Here is a 17,391-nt window from a genome sequence, read left to right on the forward strand (position 1 = left end):
GTCGTGGTCGCTCGGCGCGACGCCCCCTGGTGCGCGAGCCCCGCCGGTGCTAGCTCGTCGGGTCGCGGCGTCCTCTCGACCTCACGCGGTCTCAGAGTCCGCCTTCCGACTGCCGGCCTCCAGCATGTCACCGGCGGGAAGCTCCTTGTGTCCGCCGAACTGCAGACGCATCGCCGAGAGCAGCTGATTCGCATAGTGATCCTCGCCGCGGGAGGCGAAGCGCTCGAACAGCGCCGCCGCGAGCACGGGGACAGGGACCCCGGTGTCGACGGCGGCCTTGATCGTCCATCGCCCCTCGCCGGAGTCCGACACACGACCCGCGAGACCGTCCAGCGTCGGGTTCTCCTCCAGTGCCGCGGCCGTCAGGTCCAGCAGCCATGACGAGATGACCGAGCCGCGCCGCCACAGTTCGGTGACCTTGGGAGTGTCGACTGTGAACTGGTAGAACTCCGGCTCCTCGAGTGGTGCGATCTCGGCGGAATGCTCGGACTCTCGGATGCCGGCGTCCGCGTTGTCGAGGATATTCAGCCCCTCCGCGAGCGCCGCCATGATGCCGTATTCGATGCCGTTGTGCACCATCTTCACGTAGTGCCCCGCGCCCGATGGTCCACAGTGCAGGTAGCCCTGCTCCTCGGGGGCGTAGTCGCCTTCCCGACCGGGAGTTCGCGGGATTTCTCCCGGGCCGGGTGCGATCGTCTTGAGGATCGGCTCGATAACCGACACCGCCTCGTCGGGGCCGCCGACCATCAGGCAGTAGCCGCGCTCCAGCCCGAACACGCCGCCGCTCGTACCGACATCGACGTAGTGGATGCCGCGTTCCCTCAGCCCTGCGGCCCGCCGGACGTCATCTCGGTAGTTGGAGTTGCCGCCGTCGATGATGATGTCGCCGGGCTCGAGCTCATCCGCAACCTGGTCGACCACTTTTCCCGTGAGTCCCGCGGGGATCATCAGCCACACGACGCGTGGTGTCTGCAGCTTCGCAACCAGCTCCTCGATGCTGCGGCTGCCCTCCGCCCCCTCGCTTTCGAGCGCGCTGACCGCCGCCTCGGCGACGTCGAAGACCACGGTCTCGTGACCATCCCGCATCAGCCTCCGCGCGAGATTCCCGCCCATCCGGCCGAGGCCGACCATTCCCAGCCGCATGCTTCCTCCGATTGCTCGATCGACCCGCCCGCGCGGCAGATCACCGGAGTCTACGGCGAGGTCGTTTCGCGAGCGAGGGGGTTCCCTGGGGCCGCTGTGGACCGCGCGTGATGGCGTGTCGCAATAGACCTCAGCGCGGCGGTCGGTCAACGACCCGGTAGAACAGGTGTACAACTCCCTCGCCCGCTCTCAACGTCGCCACGAGTGGGAGTGAACCGCGGAATCATGCGGCGAACGCGCTCCTCGGCACCCCGTGAGCCCCAGATGGGTGGGTTCAAATCCCACCGTCACGGCTTCTGCTCTCAGCTCGACCGCAGGTCCGTCAGGCCGGCCTCAGCCACACGGTGCTCTCTCCGGGGACGTGACCGAACGGGGTCTCGCTGCTGGCGAGCGCGACGTGGTCTTCCTGGACCTGAGACTCGGTGAGCGCGAATTCGGTGGTCCCGAAGTTGGTGACGACGCGCCATCCGTTCGGCCGCACATAGTGCAGGACGTCTTCTCGGCCCGTCTCGATCCACTCGAGCTCCTCGTCCGCCTGCAGCTCGTGGCGCAGCGCCAGGGCGCGCCGATACAGGGTGAGCGTCGAGTGCAGGTCGTTCTCCTGGGCTTCCACCGAGGCGTCGCCGAACCATCGTGGCTGCGGGAGATGCGCATGCCGGGAGCCGAAGCCGAACGACGGCCCGTCGCTGGTCCACGGCAGCGGCACGCGGCATCCATCCCGACCCATGTCCAGGCCGGCGCTGCGGAAGAACGTCGGGTCCTGGCGCTCGGCGTCGTCGATGTCGGCCACTTCATGCAACCCGAGCTCCTCGCCCTGGTAGAGGTACGCGGATCCGGGGAGGCCGAGCACGAAGAGGCTGGCCGCACGCGCACGCCTCAGCCCGCGCTCGCGATCGAGTTCGGGCTCGACGCCGCCCGACAGGAGCCAGTCGGTGCCGTGCTTGCGGAGAGGCAGATCGTCGGCACTGCGTTCCGGGTGGGGCAGACCGTATCGCGTCGCGTGGCGGACGACGTCGTGATTGGACAGCACCCACGTCGTCGATGACGCGGATGCCTCGGCCAGTTCGAGGTTCTCTGTCACGACCCGGCGGAACTGCCGGGCATCGAAGTCCGCCTGCAGGAGTTCGAAGTTGAAGGCCTGACCGAGGCTCTCGGGGCTCGCATAGAGCGGGATGCGGGAACGGTCCACCCACGCTTCGGCGACGGCGGTGCGGGGCGGGGTGTACGAGTTGAAGACGGCCCGCCACTCCGCGTAGACCTCGTGCACGTCGTCGCGGTCGACCGTCGGGTGTGTGCCGTTGCGGGGGAGCGCGTCCAGTTGAGCCTGCGTCGGCAGCGGACCGGAGAGGTCTTTCGTGAGCATGTGCGCGACGTCGATGCGGAACCCGTCGACTCCGCGATCCGACCAGAATCTGAGCGTCCGGACGAAGTCGGCCCGCACGTCGGCGTTCGCCCAGTTCAGGTCGGGCTGCTGGACCGCGAAGTTGTGCAGGTACCACTGGCCGTCGGCGGCGCGCTCCCAGGCCGACCCGCCGAACAGCGAGACCCAGTCGGTCGGGGGCTCGTCCCCCACCCCGTCCCGGAAGATGTAGCGGTCCCGCGCGGGGGATCCCGGGCCGGCAGCGAGGGCATCCTGGAACCAGGGGTGGAGGTCGGACGTGTGGTTCGGGACGATGTCGACGACGACGCGGATGCCGTTCGCGTGCAGCGCTGCGAGCATCGTGTCGAAATCGGCGAGCGTGCCCAGGCGCGGGTCGACGTTGCGGTAGTCGGCGACGTCGTACCCGCCATCCGCGAGCGCCGACGGGTAGAACGGGCTCAGCCACACCGCGTCGATGCCGAGAGTGGCCAGATACGGCACCCGCGAGGTGATTCCCGGGATGTCGCCGACGCCGTCGCTGTCGGCATCCGCGAAACTCCGGGGGTAGATCTGGTAGACAGCGGCCTGTCGCCACCAGGTGGCGTCGTCGTCGTCGATTCCGGATGCGGGGGCCGTTCGATGTGCGGAGGGCACGGCGCGCCTTTCGTCGTGGGTCTGCTCGGATTTCGGAGGGGAAGCGTCAGCCCTTGACGGCACCCTGGGTCACGCCCTCCATGACCCACCGCTGGGTGAAGAGGTACACGATGACGGCCGGCGCCATCGCCATGAGGTACGAGGCGAACGACACGTGGTAGTTGTTGCTGAACTGCGTCTGGAAGATGCTCTGCACGACCGGGAGGGTCTGCTGGCTCGGGTCCGAGATGATCAGCGACGGCATCATGAAGTCGTTCCAGGACGCGAGGAAGGCGAAGATGCCGACGGTCGCGCTCATGGGCGCCAGCAGCGGGAAGGTCAGCTGCCAGAAGGCCTGCCAGGTCGTCGCTCCGTCGATGCGCGCGCTCTCCTCGAGCTCGAGGGGGATCGACCGGAGGAAGGCGGTGAAGAGAAGGACGCTGAAGCTGAGCTGGAACATGATGTGCAGCAGGGTGACGCCCGCGGGGTTGTCGAGTCCGGCGAGGCCGGTGAGCTGGATCTGCGGCAGCGCGAGCACGGGGAACGGGATGAACATCGCCATCAGGAGGTAGAAGAACGACCAGCGGAAGAGCTTGTGATCCCAGTTGCGAGCGATGGCGAACGACGCGGCGGCGGCGAGCAGGATCGTCCCGGCGACCGTGGCGGCCGTCACCACGACGGTGATCATGAAGGCGAGCGGGAAGTTGGTGAGCTCCCATGCCTCGACGAATCCGTCGATGCTGAAGGGCGCGGGAAGCGAGAAGGCGTTGCCGTCGACCGCCTGCGCCTGCGTCTTGAACGCCATCGAGACCGTGACGTAGAGCGGCACGAGCACGGTGATCGCGCAGAGCGCGAGGATGATCGTGCCGGGCCAGTTGACCCGCTCCATCGAGAAGCGGCTGCGGGCCGGCTTGGGGGCGGTGCCTTCGAGGACCTCTGTGGCCTCGATCGTTTCGACGACGAGGGCGGGCTGAACCGACATCAGAGCACGTTCCTTCCGCGGGTCAAGGTGAGTTGGAGCAGCGCGATGGCCACCGTGATGATGAAGAAGATCGTCGCGTTCGCCATCTGGTAGGCGTAGTCGCCGCTCGAGAAGCCGGTGACGATCGTCATCGCGATGCTGCGCGTCGCCGTCCCCGGACCGCCGTTGGTCAAACCGACGATCACGTCGTACGCGTTCAGGAACCCCTTGAACCCGAGGATCAGGTTGATGACGACGTAGCCCATCACGAGCGGGAGCGTGATGCGTGCGAGCTGGGCGAAGTGGCCGGCGCCGTCGATCGCGGCGGCCTCGTAGACCTCGCCGGGGATCGAGAGCAGGCCTGCGATGTAGATGAGCAGCGTGCCCGGGATCGCCTGCCACGCCGTGACGATCACGATCGCGATCCACGCCAGGTCGGGGTTGGCGAGGATGCTCTCGCTGAGCCAGCCGATCCCCATGGCCTGCCCGAACGCCGGAAGGGAGTTCGAGAACAGGAAGTTGAAGACGAACGCGATGACGATGCTCGAGATGACCATCGGGATGACGAAGATCGTGCGCAGCGCGGTCTTGGCGCGGATGCGGGAGGTCAGCCCGACGGCGAGGAGGAAGGCCACCACGTTCACGACGATCACCGTGACGGCGGCGAAGCCGAAGGTGAAGAGGTAGCTCTGCAGGATCGCCGGGTCACTGAAGGCGGCGATGTAGTTGATGAACCCGACGAACTTCCAGTCGCCGAAGCCGATCGAGTTCGTGAAGCTGAAGAAGATGCCGATGACCGCGGGCAGGGTGATGCAGAGTGTGAAGAGGATCAGGCTCGGCAGGAGGAAGAGGTAGTAGACCCCCTCCACCCTGCGCTTCGCCCGAGGTGGCGCGCCGGCTGTCGCCTGCTTGCGTGACTTCGGTGCGACGAGCGTCGCCGTCGTTGTTGCCATGTCGTGTCGCTTCCCTCGTGCTGTCCGTGTGCCTATTGCCGCAGCGCCAGCCGCGCCCAGTCGGCATCCATGGTCGAAAGCGTCGCCTCCACGTCGCTGCCGAGGACGATGCCCTGCAGGTAGTTCGCGGCGGGGATCGTCAGGGGAATCTGCTGAGACGCACCCTGATAGAAGTCCGCCGCGTCGAAGTACTTCTTCATGCCGACGATGCGCGGGTCGGTGACGGGCGCGGCATCCGTGGTCGTTCCGTAGCCGAGCTGCGCGGCGTTGTACTGGTCCATGACCTCCTTCTGGAACAGGTAGCTGAGGAACGCCCGGGCGCCCTCCTTGTGGCGGGAGGCCTCGGGAATCCACGCCGCGAGGTCGAGGTTCACGCGCACTTTCAGGTCGCCGGGGTCATTGGTCACCGGCAGCGGGAAGGTCCCCAGCTCGAGGTCGGGGCTGGTCTTGGCGATCTCGCCGAACGCCCACGGCCCCTGCAGGTACATGGCGGCCTCGCCCTGCGCGAAGGCGAGATTGCCGTCGCCGTAGCCCTTGCTCGCGGCATCCTGATTCGTGCATCCGTCGGAGAGCTGCTTCATGAGCGACACCGGCTCGCCCAGGGTCTTCTGGAACGACACGTCCGATTCGGGACCCACCGCGGTGCCCAGCTCCTTCATCTCGTCGTAGAACGAGGCGACGTCGACCGTGCCACCGACCGTGTAGTCGAACCAGCCCTGCGCCACGGTCCACGGGTCTTTGTACGTCGCATAGAACGGCGTCACACCTGCTGCGGTGAAGGTCTCGCAGGCGGCCTCGAGCTCGTCGAGGGTGGTGGGCACCTCGACGCCGTTGTCTTCGAAGAGCCGCTTGTTGTAGATGACGGATGCCGCCATCACCGAGTACGGCAGGACGCTCGTGCGTCCCGGATACGTCGCGTACTGGTCGACGAGCTCCTGCACCTGCGGCAGGATGCGGTCGGCCTCGGGCATGTCGGAGAGGTCGCTGAGCGCGCCGCGCTCCATGAAGCGCGCCATCTCCATGTTGTAGTTCAGCAAGCCGAGGTCGGGCGGGTTGCCGCGCAGGAAGCCGGCCTGCAGGTTCGAGGCCGAATCGAGCACGACATGCACGTCGTTCTGCGATCCGTTGTACTCGGCGATCAGGTCGCGGAAGTAGGGGATCGCCTCAGGCTTGCTGAGCAGGAATCGCACCTGTTCGGGACCGCCGCCGGCTGCGCACCCGGTGGTGGCCGCGACGCCGATCAGAGCGAGCAGAGCCGCCGCCGTGCGGATCCTCGCTCGCGTGTGAGGCCGGGAGTTCTCTGGCACGTCGTCGTCCCTTCGCAACCGTCATTGGGTGCGCTTCGAAAACCGGAAGCGTTTCCGAAATGAAAGCACTGCGGGCAATACCTGTCAAGAGGGATTGCTGAGCGTCGATGGGAAACGCTTGCGAAGCGGGCTCGGCGCGCGGCACCGTGAGGCGGCGGCGACCTCATCGCCGGCGGTGATCCGGGGCGATCAGAACGAGCGGGGAGGGGCCGTGCTGCCGCGCGGGATGAGCGTGGTGGGCATGGTCAGCGAGTCCTGCGCCCCCTCACCGGAGAGCAGCGCGAGCATGATGCGCCCCGCCGCGGCGCCCTGGCCTTCGGGCGACTGGCCGATGGTCGTCAAGTCGGTCAGTGCGGCAAGCGGATGATCGTCGATCCCGATCACCGAGATGTCCTGCGGGACGCGCAGACCTGCCCGTCGGATGGTGCGGACGGCGCCGACGGCGATCTCGTCGGAGTGCGCGAACACGGCGGTGGGCGGATCGGGGAGGCTCAGGAGTCGCGCCATGGCGAGCGCCGCCTGCTCCGGATCCCACGCGACGCGCATCACGAGACTCGGGTCCGGGGCGAGGCCGGCCGTCTGCAGAGCCGCGTAGTGCCCGTCCGAGCGGTCGATGTCGACGGACCAGTCGGCGTTGATGTTCGGCGCGACGGCCTCGATCATCCCAATGCGTCGGTGTCCCAGCGACAGCAGGTGCGCCGTCGCCTGCCGGGCTGCCTCGACATCGTCGATGCGCACGAACGGGAACGGCGCGATTTGTCCGCTGACCGAGACGATGTGGACGTCGAGAGCCTCGAGACTGCGCTGCTCGTCGGCATCCACAGGCATCCCCACGACCACGACGGCATCGACCTTGCGCCGAGTCGGAAGATCACGGAAGAACCGGTGGCGGGCGCCCTCATCGGGGACCAGATAGAGCAGCACATCGAGATTGGCTTTGCGCAGCTCGCTCTCGATGCCCTCCACCACCGAACCGAAGAACCAGGAGGACGTGTGAGGGAGGAGGATGCCCACCCGGCCCGTCGCCCCCCGCGCAAGCCTCGATGCCTCCGGCGAGACGACGTAGCCCATCTCCTCCGCGATCGCTTCGATGCGGCGACGCGTCGCGGCGGACACCCCGTAGGAGCCGCTCAACGCGCGCGACACGGTTGCCATGCCGACGCCGGCACGACGCGCGACATCAGCCATGTTCACGGGCGGGCGCTCGGATGGCATGGCGCCCAACCTATCGGACGCCTGACGGAGGTGCGGATGAAGACGACCGGCCGCCTCGACCGGCCTGTCTCGGGTGCTTCGGCGGCGCGTAGTATCTGCGTATGCGCGCAGACACGAATGATCCGCTGCCGGCGACCGAGTACGTCGAGGTCGCGGTGGAGATCTTCCGGCTTCTGTCCGACGCCACGCGGGTGCGCATCCTGCTCGCTCTGCAGGATGGCGAGCTGTCGGTGAACCAGCTCGCGGACACCGTCGATCGGCCGGGCCCTGCGGTCTCCCAGCACCTCGCGAAGCTGCGCTGGGCGCGCATGGTGCGCGTGCGCCAGGAGGGCAACCGCGCCTTCTACTCGCTCGTCGACGAGCATGCGGTGCGTGTGGTCAGGGAAGCGCTGCTGCAGGCCGAGCATGCGGTGGACGATCAACCTGCCCACCACCGCGGCCACGCATGACAGCGTCGCTCCGGCTCGCCTCCGTCCTCCGTGTCGGCGCGTACCGAAACCTCTTCACCGCTCAAGTGCTCGCGCTCCTCGGGACCGGCATGCTCACGGTCGCGCTGGGGCTCCTGGCCTTCGACCTCGCCCGTGCCGACGCGGGCGCGGTCCTGGGGACGGCGCTGACGATCAAGATGATCGCGTACGTCGCGGTCGCCCCGATCGTCGCCGCGGCGGTGGATCGGCTGCCGCGCAAGGCGGTGCTGATCGGCGCTGACCTCGTCCGGGCGCTCATGGCGGTCGGGCTGCCTATGGTCACCGAGGTGTGGCAGATCTACGTGCTCATCTTCCTGCTGCAATCGGCGTCCGCCACCTTCACGCCGGCCTTCCAGTCCACGATCCCCAGCATCCTGACGGATGAACGCGACTACACCAAAGCCCTTTCCCTCTCCCGTCTGGCGTACGACCTCGAGGCGATCGTCAGCCCGATCGTCGCCGCGCTGCTCCTCGCAGTCGTCTCGTACTCGAACCTCTTCGCGGCGACGGTCGTCGGGTTCCTGGCGTCGGCGGCGCTCGTCGCCGTGACGCGGATCCCGCCACGACCCGCCCCGTCGTCCGTGCTGCGCTTCTGGCGCCGAACGACCGAGGGTGTCCGGGTATTCGTGCGCACGCGAAGCCTGCGCTTCCTCATGCTCATGAACGTCGTGGTCGCCGCGGGCACGGCGCTGGTGCTCGTGAACAGCGTCGTCTATGTGAAGGGTGTCTTCGCGCTGGATGACAGTGCGCTCGGCCTGGTATATGCGACATACGGCATGGGCTCGCTCCTCATCGCGCTCACCACCCCGCGCATCGTGGAGGCGCTCGGCGTGAGCCGGACCATGCTCGCGGGTGCGACGACCGTCATCGCGGGTCTGGTCGGTGCGCTCGTGTTCACGCTGTCGATGGATCCGCGGGGCTCGTGGTGGCCGCTGCTGGGCGTCTGGGCGCTGCTGGGTGCCGGCACGTCCCTGATCAACACACCGTCGGCGCGGTTGCTGCTCGCGGCATCCACGGAGGATGACCGTGCGCTCGTCTACACCGCCCAGTTCTCGCTCTCGCACGCGTGCTTCCTCATCGCGTATCCCCTCGCCGGATGGCTGGGCGCGTGGACTCCTCCCGCCGCGGTGCTCGCGCTGCTGGCTCTCGCCGTTGTCGGCGCGCTGGCGGGGCGACGCGTGTTGAGTGGCGGCGCCAACCCGGCGAGTCGGTCGGCGCGGCTGCCGGCGCGCCCGTGAGTCGCGCCGCCCGGCTCGAAGCGGATTACGCTGTTGCCGAGGGGGGTGCGAGATGCTCGTGATCGACTCCGTCGTCCGTCATCGTCTCCGTCGGCTGCGCTCGCTGAACGCCGTCGTCCTCGCCATCGCGACCGCGGTGATCGTCGGACTGCTCGCCATGCATGTGCTCAGCGCCCCGGGAGCATCCCACCACGCCCACACCACCTCCATCACCACGGCATCGATCACCGCGGCGGCCAGTGCGGTTCCCCACGCGGCCGCGCACGACGGCGAGATCGCGCCGAACTCGCATCCGGTCGCACCGGCATCAGTGGTGGACTGCGACTGCGATCAGGCGACACCGAGCACGCTGCCGGCGCCGGTGCACACGATGCTTCTGATGGCGTGCGTGCTCGCGTTGCTCGCTTTCGTGCTGATCATCGCTCCGCGTGTGCCATTCCTCCGCGTCGCGGCGACAGGGAGTGACACCTCCCCAGACAGGCTGCGCGCGGCCACATCGGCGCGCGCGCGCGCACCGTCCCTCATCGTCCTCTCGATCAGTCGAACCTGATTCGCCGCCGGCGTTCCTCCCACTCAATCGGTCGGAGGATCGCATCGCCCTGCCCGGGCACCGAATCACCCGAATGTCGACTGATACGAAAGGACGTTGTTTCACATGGACGCACTGCGCAGAACCGCGCTGACTTCCGCCCTGCTCGCCGCCGCCCTCACGCTGGGAGGCTGCGCCGCCGCCGACGGCACCACACCGGGCATGGGAAATGGGCCCGGCGGCATGATGACCCAGACGAACGAACCCGGCGCGGACTTCAGCGCCGCCGACCAGATGTTCCTCATCATGATGATCCCGCACCATGACCAGGCGATCGAGATGGCCGACATCCTCCTCGACAAGGCCGGCATCCCGGACGAGGTGACCGAGCTCGCCCAGAAGATCAAGGACGCCCAAGGTCCGGAGATCGAGACCATGCGCTCGTGGCTGGAGGAGTGGAACGTGGAGTACGACGAGGACTCCATGGGCGGCATGGGGCACGACGACGGGATGATGTCAGACGGCGACATGACTGCTCTCGAGGACGCGTCGGGCGACGAGGCCGCGCGGCTGTTCCTGGATCAGATGATCGTCCACCACGAGGGTGCGATCGACATGGGCGAGATGGCCCTTCGCGGAGCGCAGAACCCCGACGTCATCGCCCTGATCGACAAGATCATCGCGGACCAGACCGCCGAGATCGCCACGATGCGCGATCTTCTCGGACGCTCGTAGCCACTGTCGCGATGAACCGCACACCGAGAACCGTCACGTTGGAGGTCAGCGGCATGATCCGCGCGACCTCCACCAACGTCACCGAAGCTCACCTCGCCCGCCGGCCCGGCGTCATCCGAGTCGACGCGAACCCCATCTCGCAGACCGCGACCGTCACGTACGATCCCGGCACGACCTCGGTTGCGCGCTTGCAGGAGTGGGTCATCGAGTGCGGCTACCATTGCGCCGGTCAATCCGTCCCCGAGCACATCTGCGACCCCACAGAAGAGCCCGGCGCGCACTCCCCGCAGGAGATGATGGGTCACGGCGGCCACCATGCCGGCATGTCGATGGATGCCATGATCCGCGACATGCGCAGCCGGTTCCTGGTCGCGCTGATCCTCTCCATACCGATCACCCTGTGGTCGCCGATCGGGCGAGAGGTCCTCGGATTCGGTGTTCCGGCACCCTTCGGGCTCCGCGACGACGTGTTCGCACTGATCCTCTCGCTGCCGGTGATCTTCTACTCGGCCTGGATCTTCTTCGACGGGGCGTACCGGGCGCTCCGCGCCCGCACCCTGGACATGATGGTCCTCGTCGCGGTGGGCGTCGGCGCCGGCTGGCTGTACAGCCTCTTCGTCACCCTCGCCGGTGGCGGCGAGGTGTTCTACGAGGCGGCGACCGTGCTCGCCACGTTCGTGCTGCTGGGGCACTGGGTCGAGATGCGGGCCCGCGGCGGTGCGAATGACGCCATCCGCACGCTTCTCGAGCTGGCACCCCCGCAGGCGGTCGTGATCCGCGACGGCCAGGAGGTCGAGATCGCCACCTCCGACGTGGTGCCCGGGGACTTGATGCTGGTGCGGCCGGGCGCCAAGGTGCCCACCGACGGAGTCGTGGAGTCGGGGGAGTCGGAGGTGGACGAGTCGATGGTCACCGGCGAGTCCATGCCGGTGTCGAAGTCTCCCGGCTCCGACGCGATCGGCGCGACGGTCAACACGGTCGGCACTCTCCGGGTGCGAGCGACGAAGGTCGGCGCCGACACGGCGCTGGCCCAGATCGTCTCACTGGTCCAGCAGGCGCAGAACTCCAAGGCTCCGGGGCAGCGGCTCGCCGACCGGGCCGCGTTCTGGCTCGTGCTCGTCGCCCTGATCGGCGGAACGACGACCTTCCTGGTGTGGATGCTGGCAGGAGCAGCGGTGCCGACGGCGATCCTGTTCGCCATCACCGTCGTGGTCATCACGTGCCCCGATGCCCTCGGGCTGGCGACACCGACCGCGATCATGGTCGGCACCGGCCTCGGCGCGAGGCGGGGCGTGCTGTTCAAGACAGCGGACGGCATCGAGACCGCCGCACGCATCACCACCGTGGTCTTCGACAAGACCGGCACTCTCACCAAGGGTGAACCCGAGGTCACCGACTACCTCGCCGTCGCCGGCGACGAACTCGAGATGCTCGGACTGGTCGCGGCGGCGGAGCGGGAGTCCGAGCATCCCCTCGCGACCGCGATCGTCGCGTACGCCGTTGCGCGCAACGTCCCGCTACGACATGCCACCGCGTTCCGGAACATCACCGGCCAGGGCGCGGTCGCCACCGTCGACGGGCGGCGTGTGGTCCTCGGAAACGCCCGCCTGATGACCGCGGAGCGCATCGACACCGCAACCGTTCAGGCATCCCACGACACACTGGCAGCCTCCGGACGCACCGCGATCATGTTCGCCGTCGACGGGCGGATCGCCGGGGTCATCGCGCTCGCCGACGCGCCCCGCGAGAGCGCGAAGGCCGCCCTCGACGCCCTGCACGAGCAGGGCGTCGAGGTCGCGATGCTCACCGGCGACAATCGGCCGACGGCGGAGCGTATCGCAGCGCTGCTGGGCATCGACACGATCATCGCCGACGTCCTCCCGGAGGACAAGGCCGCGAAGGTCGCCGAGCTGCAGGCCGCCGGGAGGAAGGTCGCGATGGTGGGCGACGGCGTCAACGATGCCCCGGCCCTCGCCCAGGCCGACCTGGGCATCGCGATCGGTGCCGGCACCGACGTCGCCATCGAGACCGCGGATGTGGTGCTCATGCGTTCCGACCCGCTCGACGTCGCGATCGCGCTGAAGATCGGCAAGGGCACATTGCGCAAGATGCGGCAGAACCTGGGCTGGGCGATCGGCTACAACGCGGCCGCCCTTCCGATCGCCGCCGGGGTGTTCTATCCGGCATTCGGGATCATGCTCTCCCCGGAGATCGCCGCGCTGTCGATGTCCGGGTCGAGTGTCATCGTCGCCGTCAACGCGCTTCTCCTCAAGCGCTTGCGCCTGCCGACTCAAAGCGCTTGACGCCTAACGCGGTCAAGCGGAAGCCCGACGGAGGTGCGGGCCGCGCCCGCCGGGCGAACGGGGCACGGTCCTACGCGCCGGGCAGACGTCACGGCGCTCGTTGCGGGGGCCCGCGTCAGTCGCGACGCCAGACGTCCCCGAGAGTCGAGGATCGAGGGATCATGCGCGGCTCGAGGGTGACCGTTCGCTTCGGCGACTCCGGGCGTTCGATCTGTTCCAGGAGGAGATCGGCTGCCATGCTCCCCATCTCCTCTCCCGGCTGCGCGACAGTGGACACCGGGATGGCGCTCTCCGAGGCGAAATGGTTGTTGTCGTACCCCGTCACGGCGATGTCGACCGGCACGGCGAACCCAGGGATCTCGTTGAGCACCTGGATCAGGCCGATGGCGACGAGATCCGAACCCGCGATGATGCCGTCGTAGGCACCCGCCCCAGCCCTGATCAGGCGCTTCGCGACCTCGCGCCCGTGCCGGATGTTCACGCCCCGCGTCTGTTCGAGCGCAATCGTCGCGTCCGCCTGTCCGGCGACAGCCTGCTGCGCACCCTCCCACCGCTGCGAGACCGCAGTCAGGAAGAGCGGCCCTCCGACGAACAGCAGTCGTCGCCGCCCGAGACTCAGGAGATGACTCGCCGCGAGGAGGCCACCGTGGCGCTCGTCGACGATGACACCGGAATACGAGAGTGTCGGAGACTCGTAGTTGACGAGGACGGTCGGCGTCGAACGCGTGGGGAGGACGGGCGACTTCGCCAGGGGAGTGTCCAAGGGCGCGATGATGATGCCGGCGACCCGTGAGCGATCGAGGAGCTCGAGGTTGTGGACCTCGCGGGCAGGCTCGATGTCGGTGTTGACGATCAGCACATCCATTCCGCGCCGCCGCATCACGCGTTCCACACCGCGAGCGATGTCGACGAAGAACGAGTTCCCGAGGTCGGCGAGGACCAGCCCGACGGACGTGCTGCTGCCGGCCGCGAGCGAACGGGCCGCGTCATTTCTCACGAACCCGAGTTCGGCGATCGCTGCCAGAACCTTCCGTCTCGTCGCTTCCCGAACCTTGCCCGGGCTGTTGAGGGTGTTGGAGACGGTACCGATGGCGACTCCGGCGTGCGCAGCGACGTCAGCCATGCTCGGCTGCGCACGAGAGCCCCCACGGGGATCCATGGCCACGCTCGCCTCCTTCCGACGTCGGTGTCGAGCCCGCTGGGTCGAGACTGCGATAGCTCGTCAGGCAAGCTTAATGGGATGCGACTCTGACTGAAGCGATTCATTTTCGTTATCACGACGTCTTGACAGAGCCTCTTTCCGTCTGCCATTTTTCTTGTGAAGCGCTTCAAAAGAGGCGTCGCATTCAAGGAGGAATTGTGACCACAGCATCACGGCGCGTTCGGCGCCTCGTTCCCGCCCTTGCTCTGCTCGGTGCCGGCGCCCTCGCGCTGTCGGCCTGTGGCGGCGCCGGCGACCCGTCGCCGTCCGGAGAATCGGACGGCGAGTTCTCGTACCTCGGACAGACCGAGAACACGACCATCATCACAACGCTGGAGACGCTGGCGTCGGGCGAGTGCAAGGCGGCCGACGAGGCGGCGCCCCTGAAGGCGGATGACATCGCCGGAACCCAGTGGGACCAGCAGCTGCAGCTCCTCGCCAGCCAGAACGGCCTCTCCGACATGCAGATGGCGGCCGGCACCCCGTCGCTGATGCAGGACTTCATCAAGGCCGGTCAGGTGCTCAACCTCTCGGATGCGCTCGACGAGCTCGGCGTGGCAGACAAGGTGCTCCCCGCGGCTGAGTCGACGATCAAGGCTCTGTACGGCGACGGCGACCTGTACGCGCTGCCGACGGAGTTCAACATCGAGGGATTCTGGTACAACAAGCAGCTCCTGGCCGACAACGATCTCGAGGTCCCGGCAACGTGGGACGCCCTGGTGGACGCGGCCGCGACGCTCAAGGGCGCCGGCGTGCAGCCGTTCGCCGCGGCGGGCAAAGACGGCTGGCCCGTCACCCGCCTCGTCGGTGACTACATCTTCCGCGATCTCGGGCCGGACGCCCTCCAGAAGGTCGCCGATGGCGAGGCGAAGCTGACCGACCCCGAGTACGTCGCGGCGGCGGACGCCGTCAGCGAGCTCGGGAAGGCCGGCTACTTCGGAGAGGCGATCGGATCCGTCGACTACAACGCGGCGATGAACCAGTTCCTCACCGGGAAGGCAGCCTTCTTCTACATGGGCAGCTGGGCGCTGGCGAACTTCAACGACGAGGCGCAGAACCAGATCGGCGTCGACAACGTCGGCTTCGCGCCCTTCCCCGCTGTCGAAGGCGGCGCGGGCAGCATCGACCAGATTCCCGCCAACGTGGGCATCCCCGTGATGCTCTCTGCCAAGGGTGCGGATGACGGTACCAAGGCATGGCTGAAATGCATCGCAGAGAACTACGGCGACACCGTTCTGGCCGACTCCGGTGTCGTCTCCGGGTTCGCGCTCAGCGAGACCCCCGCCGGCCTGTCCGCACCCACGCAGGTGGTTCAGGACACCATCCAGAATGCTCCGTCGAGCGTCCTGTGGTTCGAGGCCAAGTTCACGTCGAAGGGCACCAGCGTCAGCCAGACGAACGGCGGCGCCCTGGTCAGCGGCTCCATCAGCGGAGCCGACTTCATGAAGATCGTCCAGGCGGCCAACGACGAAGGATGACCATCCGTTGACCGGGGCGGGCAGCACGACCGCTCGCCCCGGTCGACCGGTCACACCGAGGAGTAACACTCATGCACAAAGTCCTGGGCGACAAGCGCGCCATCCTGATCCTGCTCGGACCCGCGCTGCTCATCCACACGCTCGTGATGCTGGTCCCGATCATCTGGTCCCTCTTCTACACGGTTCAGGATGGGAACCCGATCACGGGTTTCACGTTCGCCGGTCTCGACAACTTCGCGAAGTTCTTCCAGGACCCCGCCGCATGGGATGCCGTGCTGTTCACGCTCCGGTACGCGCTCGTGCTGACCGTCCTTCAGGTCGGCCTGGGCTACCTGCTGTCTCTCATGTACGTGTTCTGGCTCCGTAAGGGTTCGGGGATCATCCGGACCGTCGTCTTCTTCCCCGTCGTCCTCCCCACCGTCGCCGTCGCGCTTCTCTTCCAGCGTCTCTTCGAGGCGGCGCCGACGACGGGCCCGGTCAACACCTTCATCCAGTTCCTCGGCGGCGGCAATGTCGACTGGTTCGGAACGCCGACGGCGTCGTTCTGGATCATCATCCTCATGGACCTGTGGCGCTCCATGGGCTTCTACGCCGTGCTGCTGTACGCGGGGCTCATGGATATCCCCGACGATCTCCTCGAGTCGGCGCGCATCGATGGAGCATCCGGCTGGAAGCTGATCCGCAGCATCGTCCTGCCCCTGTCCCTCCCCGTGCTGCTCTCATCGCTGATCTTCAGCATCAACGGCACGCTCAAGGTGTTCGACACCATCGTCGCGCTCACCAACGGTGGACCCGGCAGTGCGACGACACCGCTCACGCTGTACATGTTCCGGACTTCGTTCGCCTACGGCGACTACGGGTACGGCAGCACCATCGCCCTCATGCTGACGATCCTGTGCCTCCTGTTCACCGTTTTCATCTTCCGTTCCACACGCAACGACCTGACGAAGGGCTGATCATGAGCGCCACCACCGCCATCGTCACCGAGCTGAACGACCCCGTCGCCCGGCGCGACGTCGGGCGACGCCGTCGCGGCGGGAGAGACTTCCTCGCGCGGCTGCCGATGCGCGCCATCATCGCCGTCCTGCTCATCATCGAGATCTACCCGATGGTCTGGATGTTCTTCGGCTCGTTCAAGACCCAGAGCGAGTTCCTCAACGACCCGTTCTGGTCGCTGCCGGCCTCGTGGGGTCTCGAGAACTACGTCGAGGTCTTCACGACGGGCGACTTCGGAAAGTACATCGTCAACTCCGTCATCGTCGTCTTCCCCTCGCTGGCCATCATCCTGCTCCTCGGAGTCGCCGCCGGCTTCACGCTCGAGGTCATGGTGTGGAAGGGGAGGGGTCCGGTGCTCCTCCTGTTCCTTGCGGCGATCATGATTCCGACCCAGATGATCCTGCTGCCGCTGTTCACCATCTACTTCCAGCTCCACCTCACCGGAACGCTCTGGCCGCTGGTCCTGACGTACGTCGCGACCGGCCTCCCCCTCACCGTCTTCATGATGGCCACCTTCTACCGCGCGGTACCGCGCGAGGTCTTCGAGGCGGCGACCATCGACGGGGCGAGCGTCTTCGGTCTGTTCTGGCGGATCGGTCTCCCCCTCGTCCGCAACGCACTGTTCACCGTCGGACTCGTGCAGTTCTTCTTCCTGTGGAACGACCTGCTCATCGCCCTGACGTTCACCAACAGCAGCGACCTGCGAACGATCCAGGTGGGCCTTCTGAACTTCACCGGTGAGTACGGCGCCGTCCAGTACGGTCCGACCTTCGCCGCGATCGCCGTCAACGTCTTCGGGACGCTTCTGATCTACCTGTTCCTCAATCAGCAGGTCATGAAGGGCCTGACTGCCGGGTCGGTGAAGGGCTGAG

General features: G+C 67.3%; 15 protein-coding genes. 8 read left to right on the forward strand and 7 right to left on the reverse strand.

Annotated features, from left to right (window positions below; genetic code table 11):
- Window positions 1–81: 81 nt before the first annotated feature.
- From gnd to QZL85_RS09915, 6 genes are all read right to left on the reverse strand, one after another.
- Window positions 82–1,293: a phosphogluconate dehydrogenase (NAD(+)-dependent, decarboxylating) gene (gnd, locus tag QZL85_RS09890; RefSeq protein WP_295576417.1), complete on the reverse strand. Its 1,212-nt coding sequence runs from the start codon at window positions 1,291–1,293 to the stop codon at window positions 82–84.
- A gap of 172 nt (window positions 1,294–1,465) precedes the next feature.
- Complete coding sequence (locus QZL85_RS09895; protein ID WP_295576418.1) at window positions 1,466–3,157, reverse strand: glycoside hydrolase family 13 protein; 1,692 nt, start codon at window positions 3,155–3,157, stop codon at window positions 1,466–1,468.
- A 46-nt stretch (window positions 3,158–3,203) separates the two neighbouring features.
- Window positions 3,204–4,025: a carbohydrate ABC transporter permease gene (locus tag QZL85_RS09900; protein ID WP_295576780.1), complete on the reverse strand. Its 822-nt coding sequence runs from the start codon at window positions 4,023–4,025 to the stop codon at window positions 3,204–3,206.
- A 92-nt stretch (window positions 4,026–4,117) separates the two neighbouring features.
- Window positions 4,118–5,050 (reverse strand): carbohydrate ABC transporter permease, encoded by a 933-nt coding sequence (locus QZL85_RS09905; protein ID WP_295576419.1) that lies wholly within the window; start codon window positions 5,048–5,050, stop codon window positions 4,118–4,120.
- A gap of 32 nt (window positions 5,051–5,082) precedes the next feature.
- The gene (locus QZL85_RS09910) at window positions 5,083–6,357 is read right to left on the reverse strand and encodes an ABC transporter substrate-binding protein (protein WP_295576420.1); all 1,275 of its coding nucleotides are present in this window, start codon (window positions 6,355–6,357) and stop codon (window positions 5,083–5,085) included.
- Between the two features lie 189 nt (window positions 6,358–6,546).
- Window positions 6,547–7,572 (reverse strand): LacI family DNA-binding transcriptional regulator, encoded by a 1,026-nt coding sequence (locus tag QZL85_RS09915; protein ID WP_295576421.1) that lies wholly within the window; start codon window positions 7,570–7,572, stop codon window positions 6,547–6,549.
- Window positions 7,573–7,673: 101 nt separating this feature from the next.
- Here QZL85_RS09915 and QZL85_RS09920 point away from each other — a divergent pair, with 101 nt between their 5' ends.
- The 5 genes from QZL85_RS09920 (at window position 7,674) to QZL85_RS09940 (ending at window position 12,844) form a co-directional block, all read left to right on the forward strand.
- Complete coding sequence (locus QZL85_RS09920; RefSeq protein WP_295576422.1) at window positions 7,674–8,021, forward strand: metalloregulator ArsR/SmtB family transcription factor; 348 nt, start codon at window positions 7,674–7,676, stop codon at window positions 8,019–8,021.
- Window positions 8,018–9,277, forward strand: coding sequence for an MFS transporter (locus QZL85_RS09925; RefSeq protein ID WP_295576423.1), 1,260 nt, complete (start codon window positions 8,018–8,020; stop codon window positions 9,275–9,277). Before QZL85_RS09920 ends, QZL85_RS09925 begins: the two co-directional genes overlap by 4 nt.
- A gap of 52 nt (window positions 9,278–9,329) precedes the next feature.
- Window positions 9,330–9,827 (forward strand): DUF6153 family protein, encoded by a 498-nt coding sequence (locus tag QZL85_RS09930; protein WP_295576425.1) that lies wholly within the window; start codon window positions 9,330–9,332, stop codon window positions 9,825–9,827.
- Window positions 9,828–9,932: 105 nt separating this feature from the next.
- The gene (locus QZL85_RS09935; protein WP_295576427.1) at window positions 9,933–10,541 is read left to right on the forward strand and encodes a DUF305 domain-containing protein; all 609 of its coding nucleotides are present in this window, start codon (window positions 9,933–9,935) and stop codon (window positions 10,539–10,541) included.
- A gap of 11 nt (window positions 10,542–10,552) precedes the next feature.
- Window positions 10,553–12,844, forward strand: coding sequence for a cation-translocating P-type ATPase (locus tag QZL85_RS09940; protein WP_295576429.1), 2,292 nt, complete (start codon window positions 10,553–10,555; stop codon window positions 12,842–12,844).
- A gap of 115 nt (window positions 12,845–12,959) precedes the next feature.
- Here the strand turns inward: QZL85_RS09940 and QZL85_RS09945 are convergent, their stop codons facing one another.
- Window positions 12,960–13,967, reverse strand: a complete 1,008-nt coding sequence (locus tag QZL85_RS09945) for a LacI family DNA-binding transcriptional regulator (RefSeq protein ID WP_295576430.1) — start codon at window positions 13,965–13,967, stop codon at window positions 12,960–12,962.
- Between the two features lie 236 nt (window positions 13,968–14,203).
- On the opposite strand from QZL85_RS09945, the gene QZL85_RS09950 reads away from it, so the two are divergent.
- The 3 genes from QZL85_RS09950 to QZL85_RS09960 all read left to right on the forward strand — a co-directional run bounded on the left by QZL85_RS09950 (window position 14,204) and on the right by QZL85_RS09960 (window position 17,390).
- Window positions 14,204–15,523: an ABC transporter substrate-binding protein gene (locus QZL85_RS09950; protein ID WP_295576432.1), complete on the forward strand. Its 1,320-nt coding sequence runs from the start codon at window positions 14,204–14,206 to the stop codon at window positions 15,521–15,523.
- 71 nt (window positions 15,524–15,594) lie between these two features.
- Entirely contained in the window at window positions 15,595–16,479 is an 885-nt protein-coding gene (locus QZL85_RS09955; protein WP_295576433.1) for a carbohydrate ABC transporter permease, read from the forward strand.
- Between the two features lie 2 nt (window positions 16,480–16,481).
- On the forward strand, window positions 16,482–17,390 hold the full coding sequence (locus tag QZL85_RS09960; protein WP_295576435.1) for a carbohydrate ABC transporter permease: 909 nt from the start codon (window positions 16,482–16,484) through the stop codon (window positions 17,388–17,390).
- Window position 17,391 lies beyond the last annotated feature (1 nt).

This window comes from uncultured Microbacterium sp. (assembly GCF_900078385.1).
Classification (GTDB): domain Bacteria; phylum Actinomycetota; class Actinomycetes; order Actinomycetales; family Microbacteriaceae; genus Microbacterium.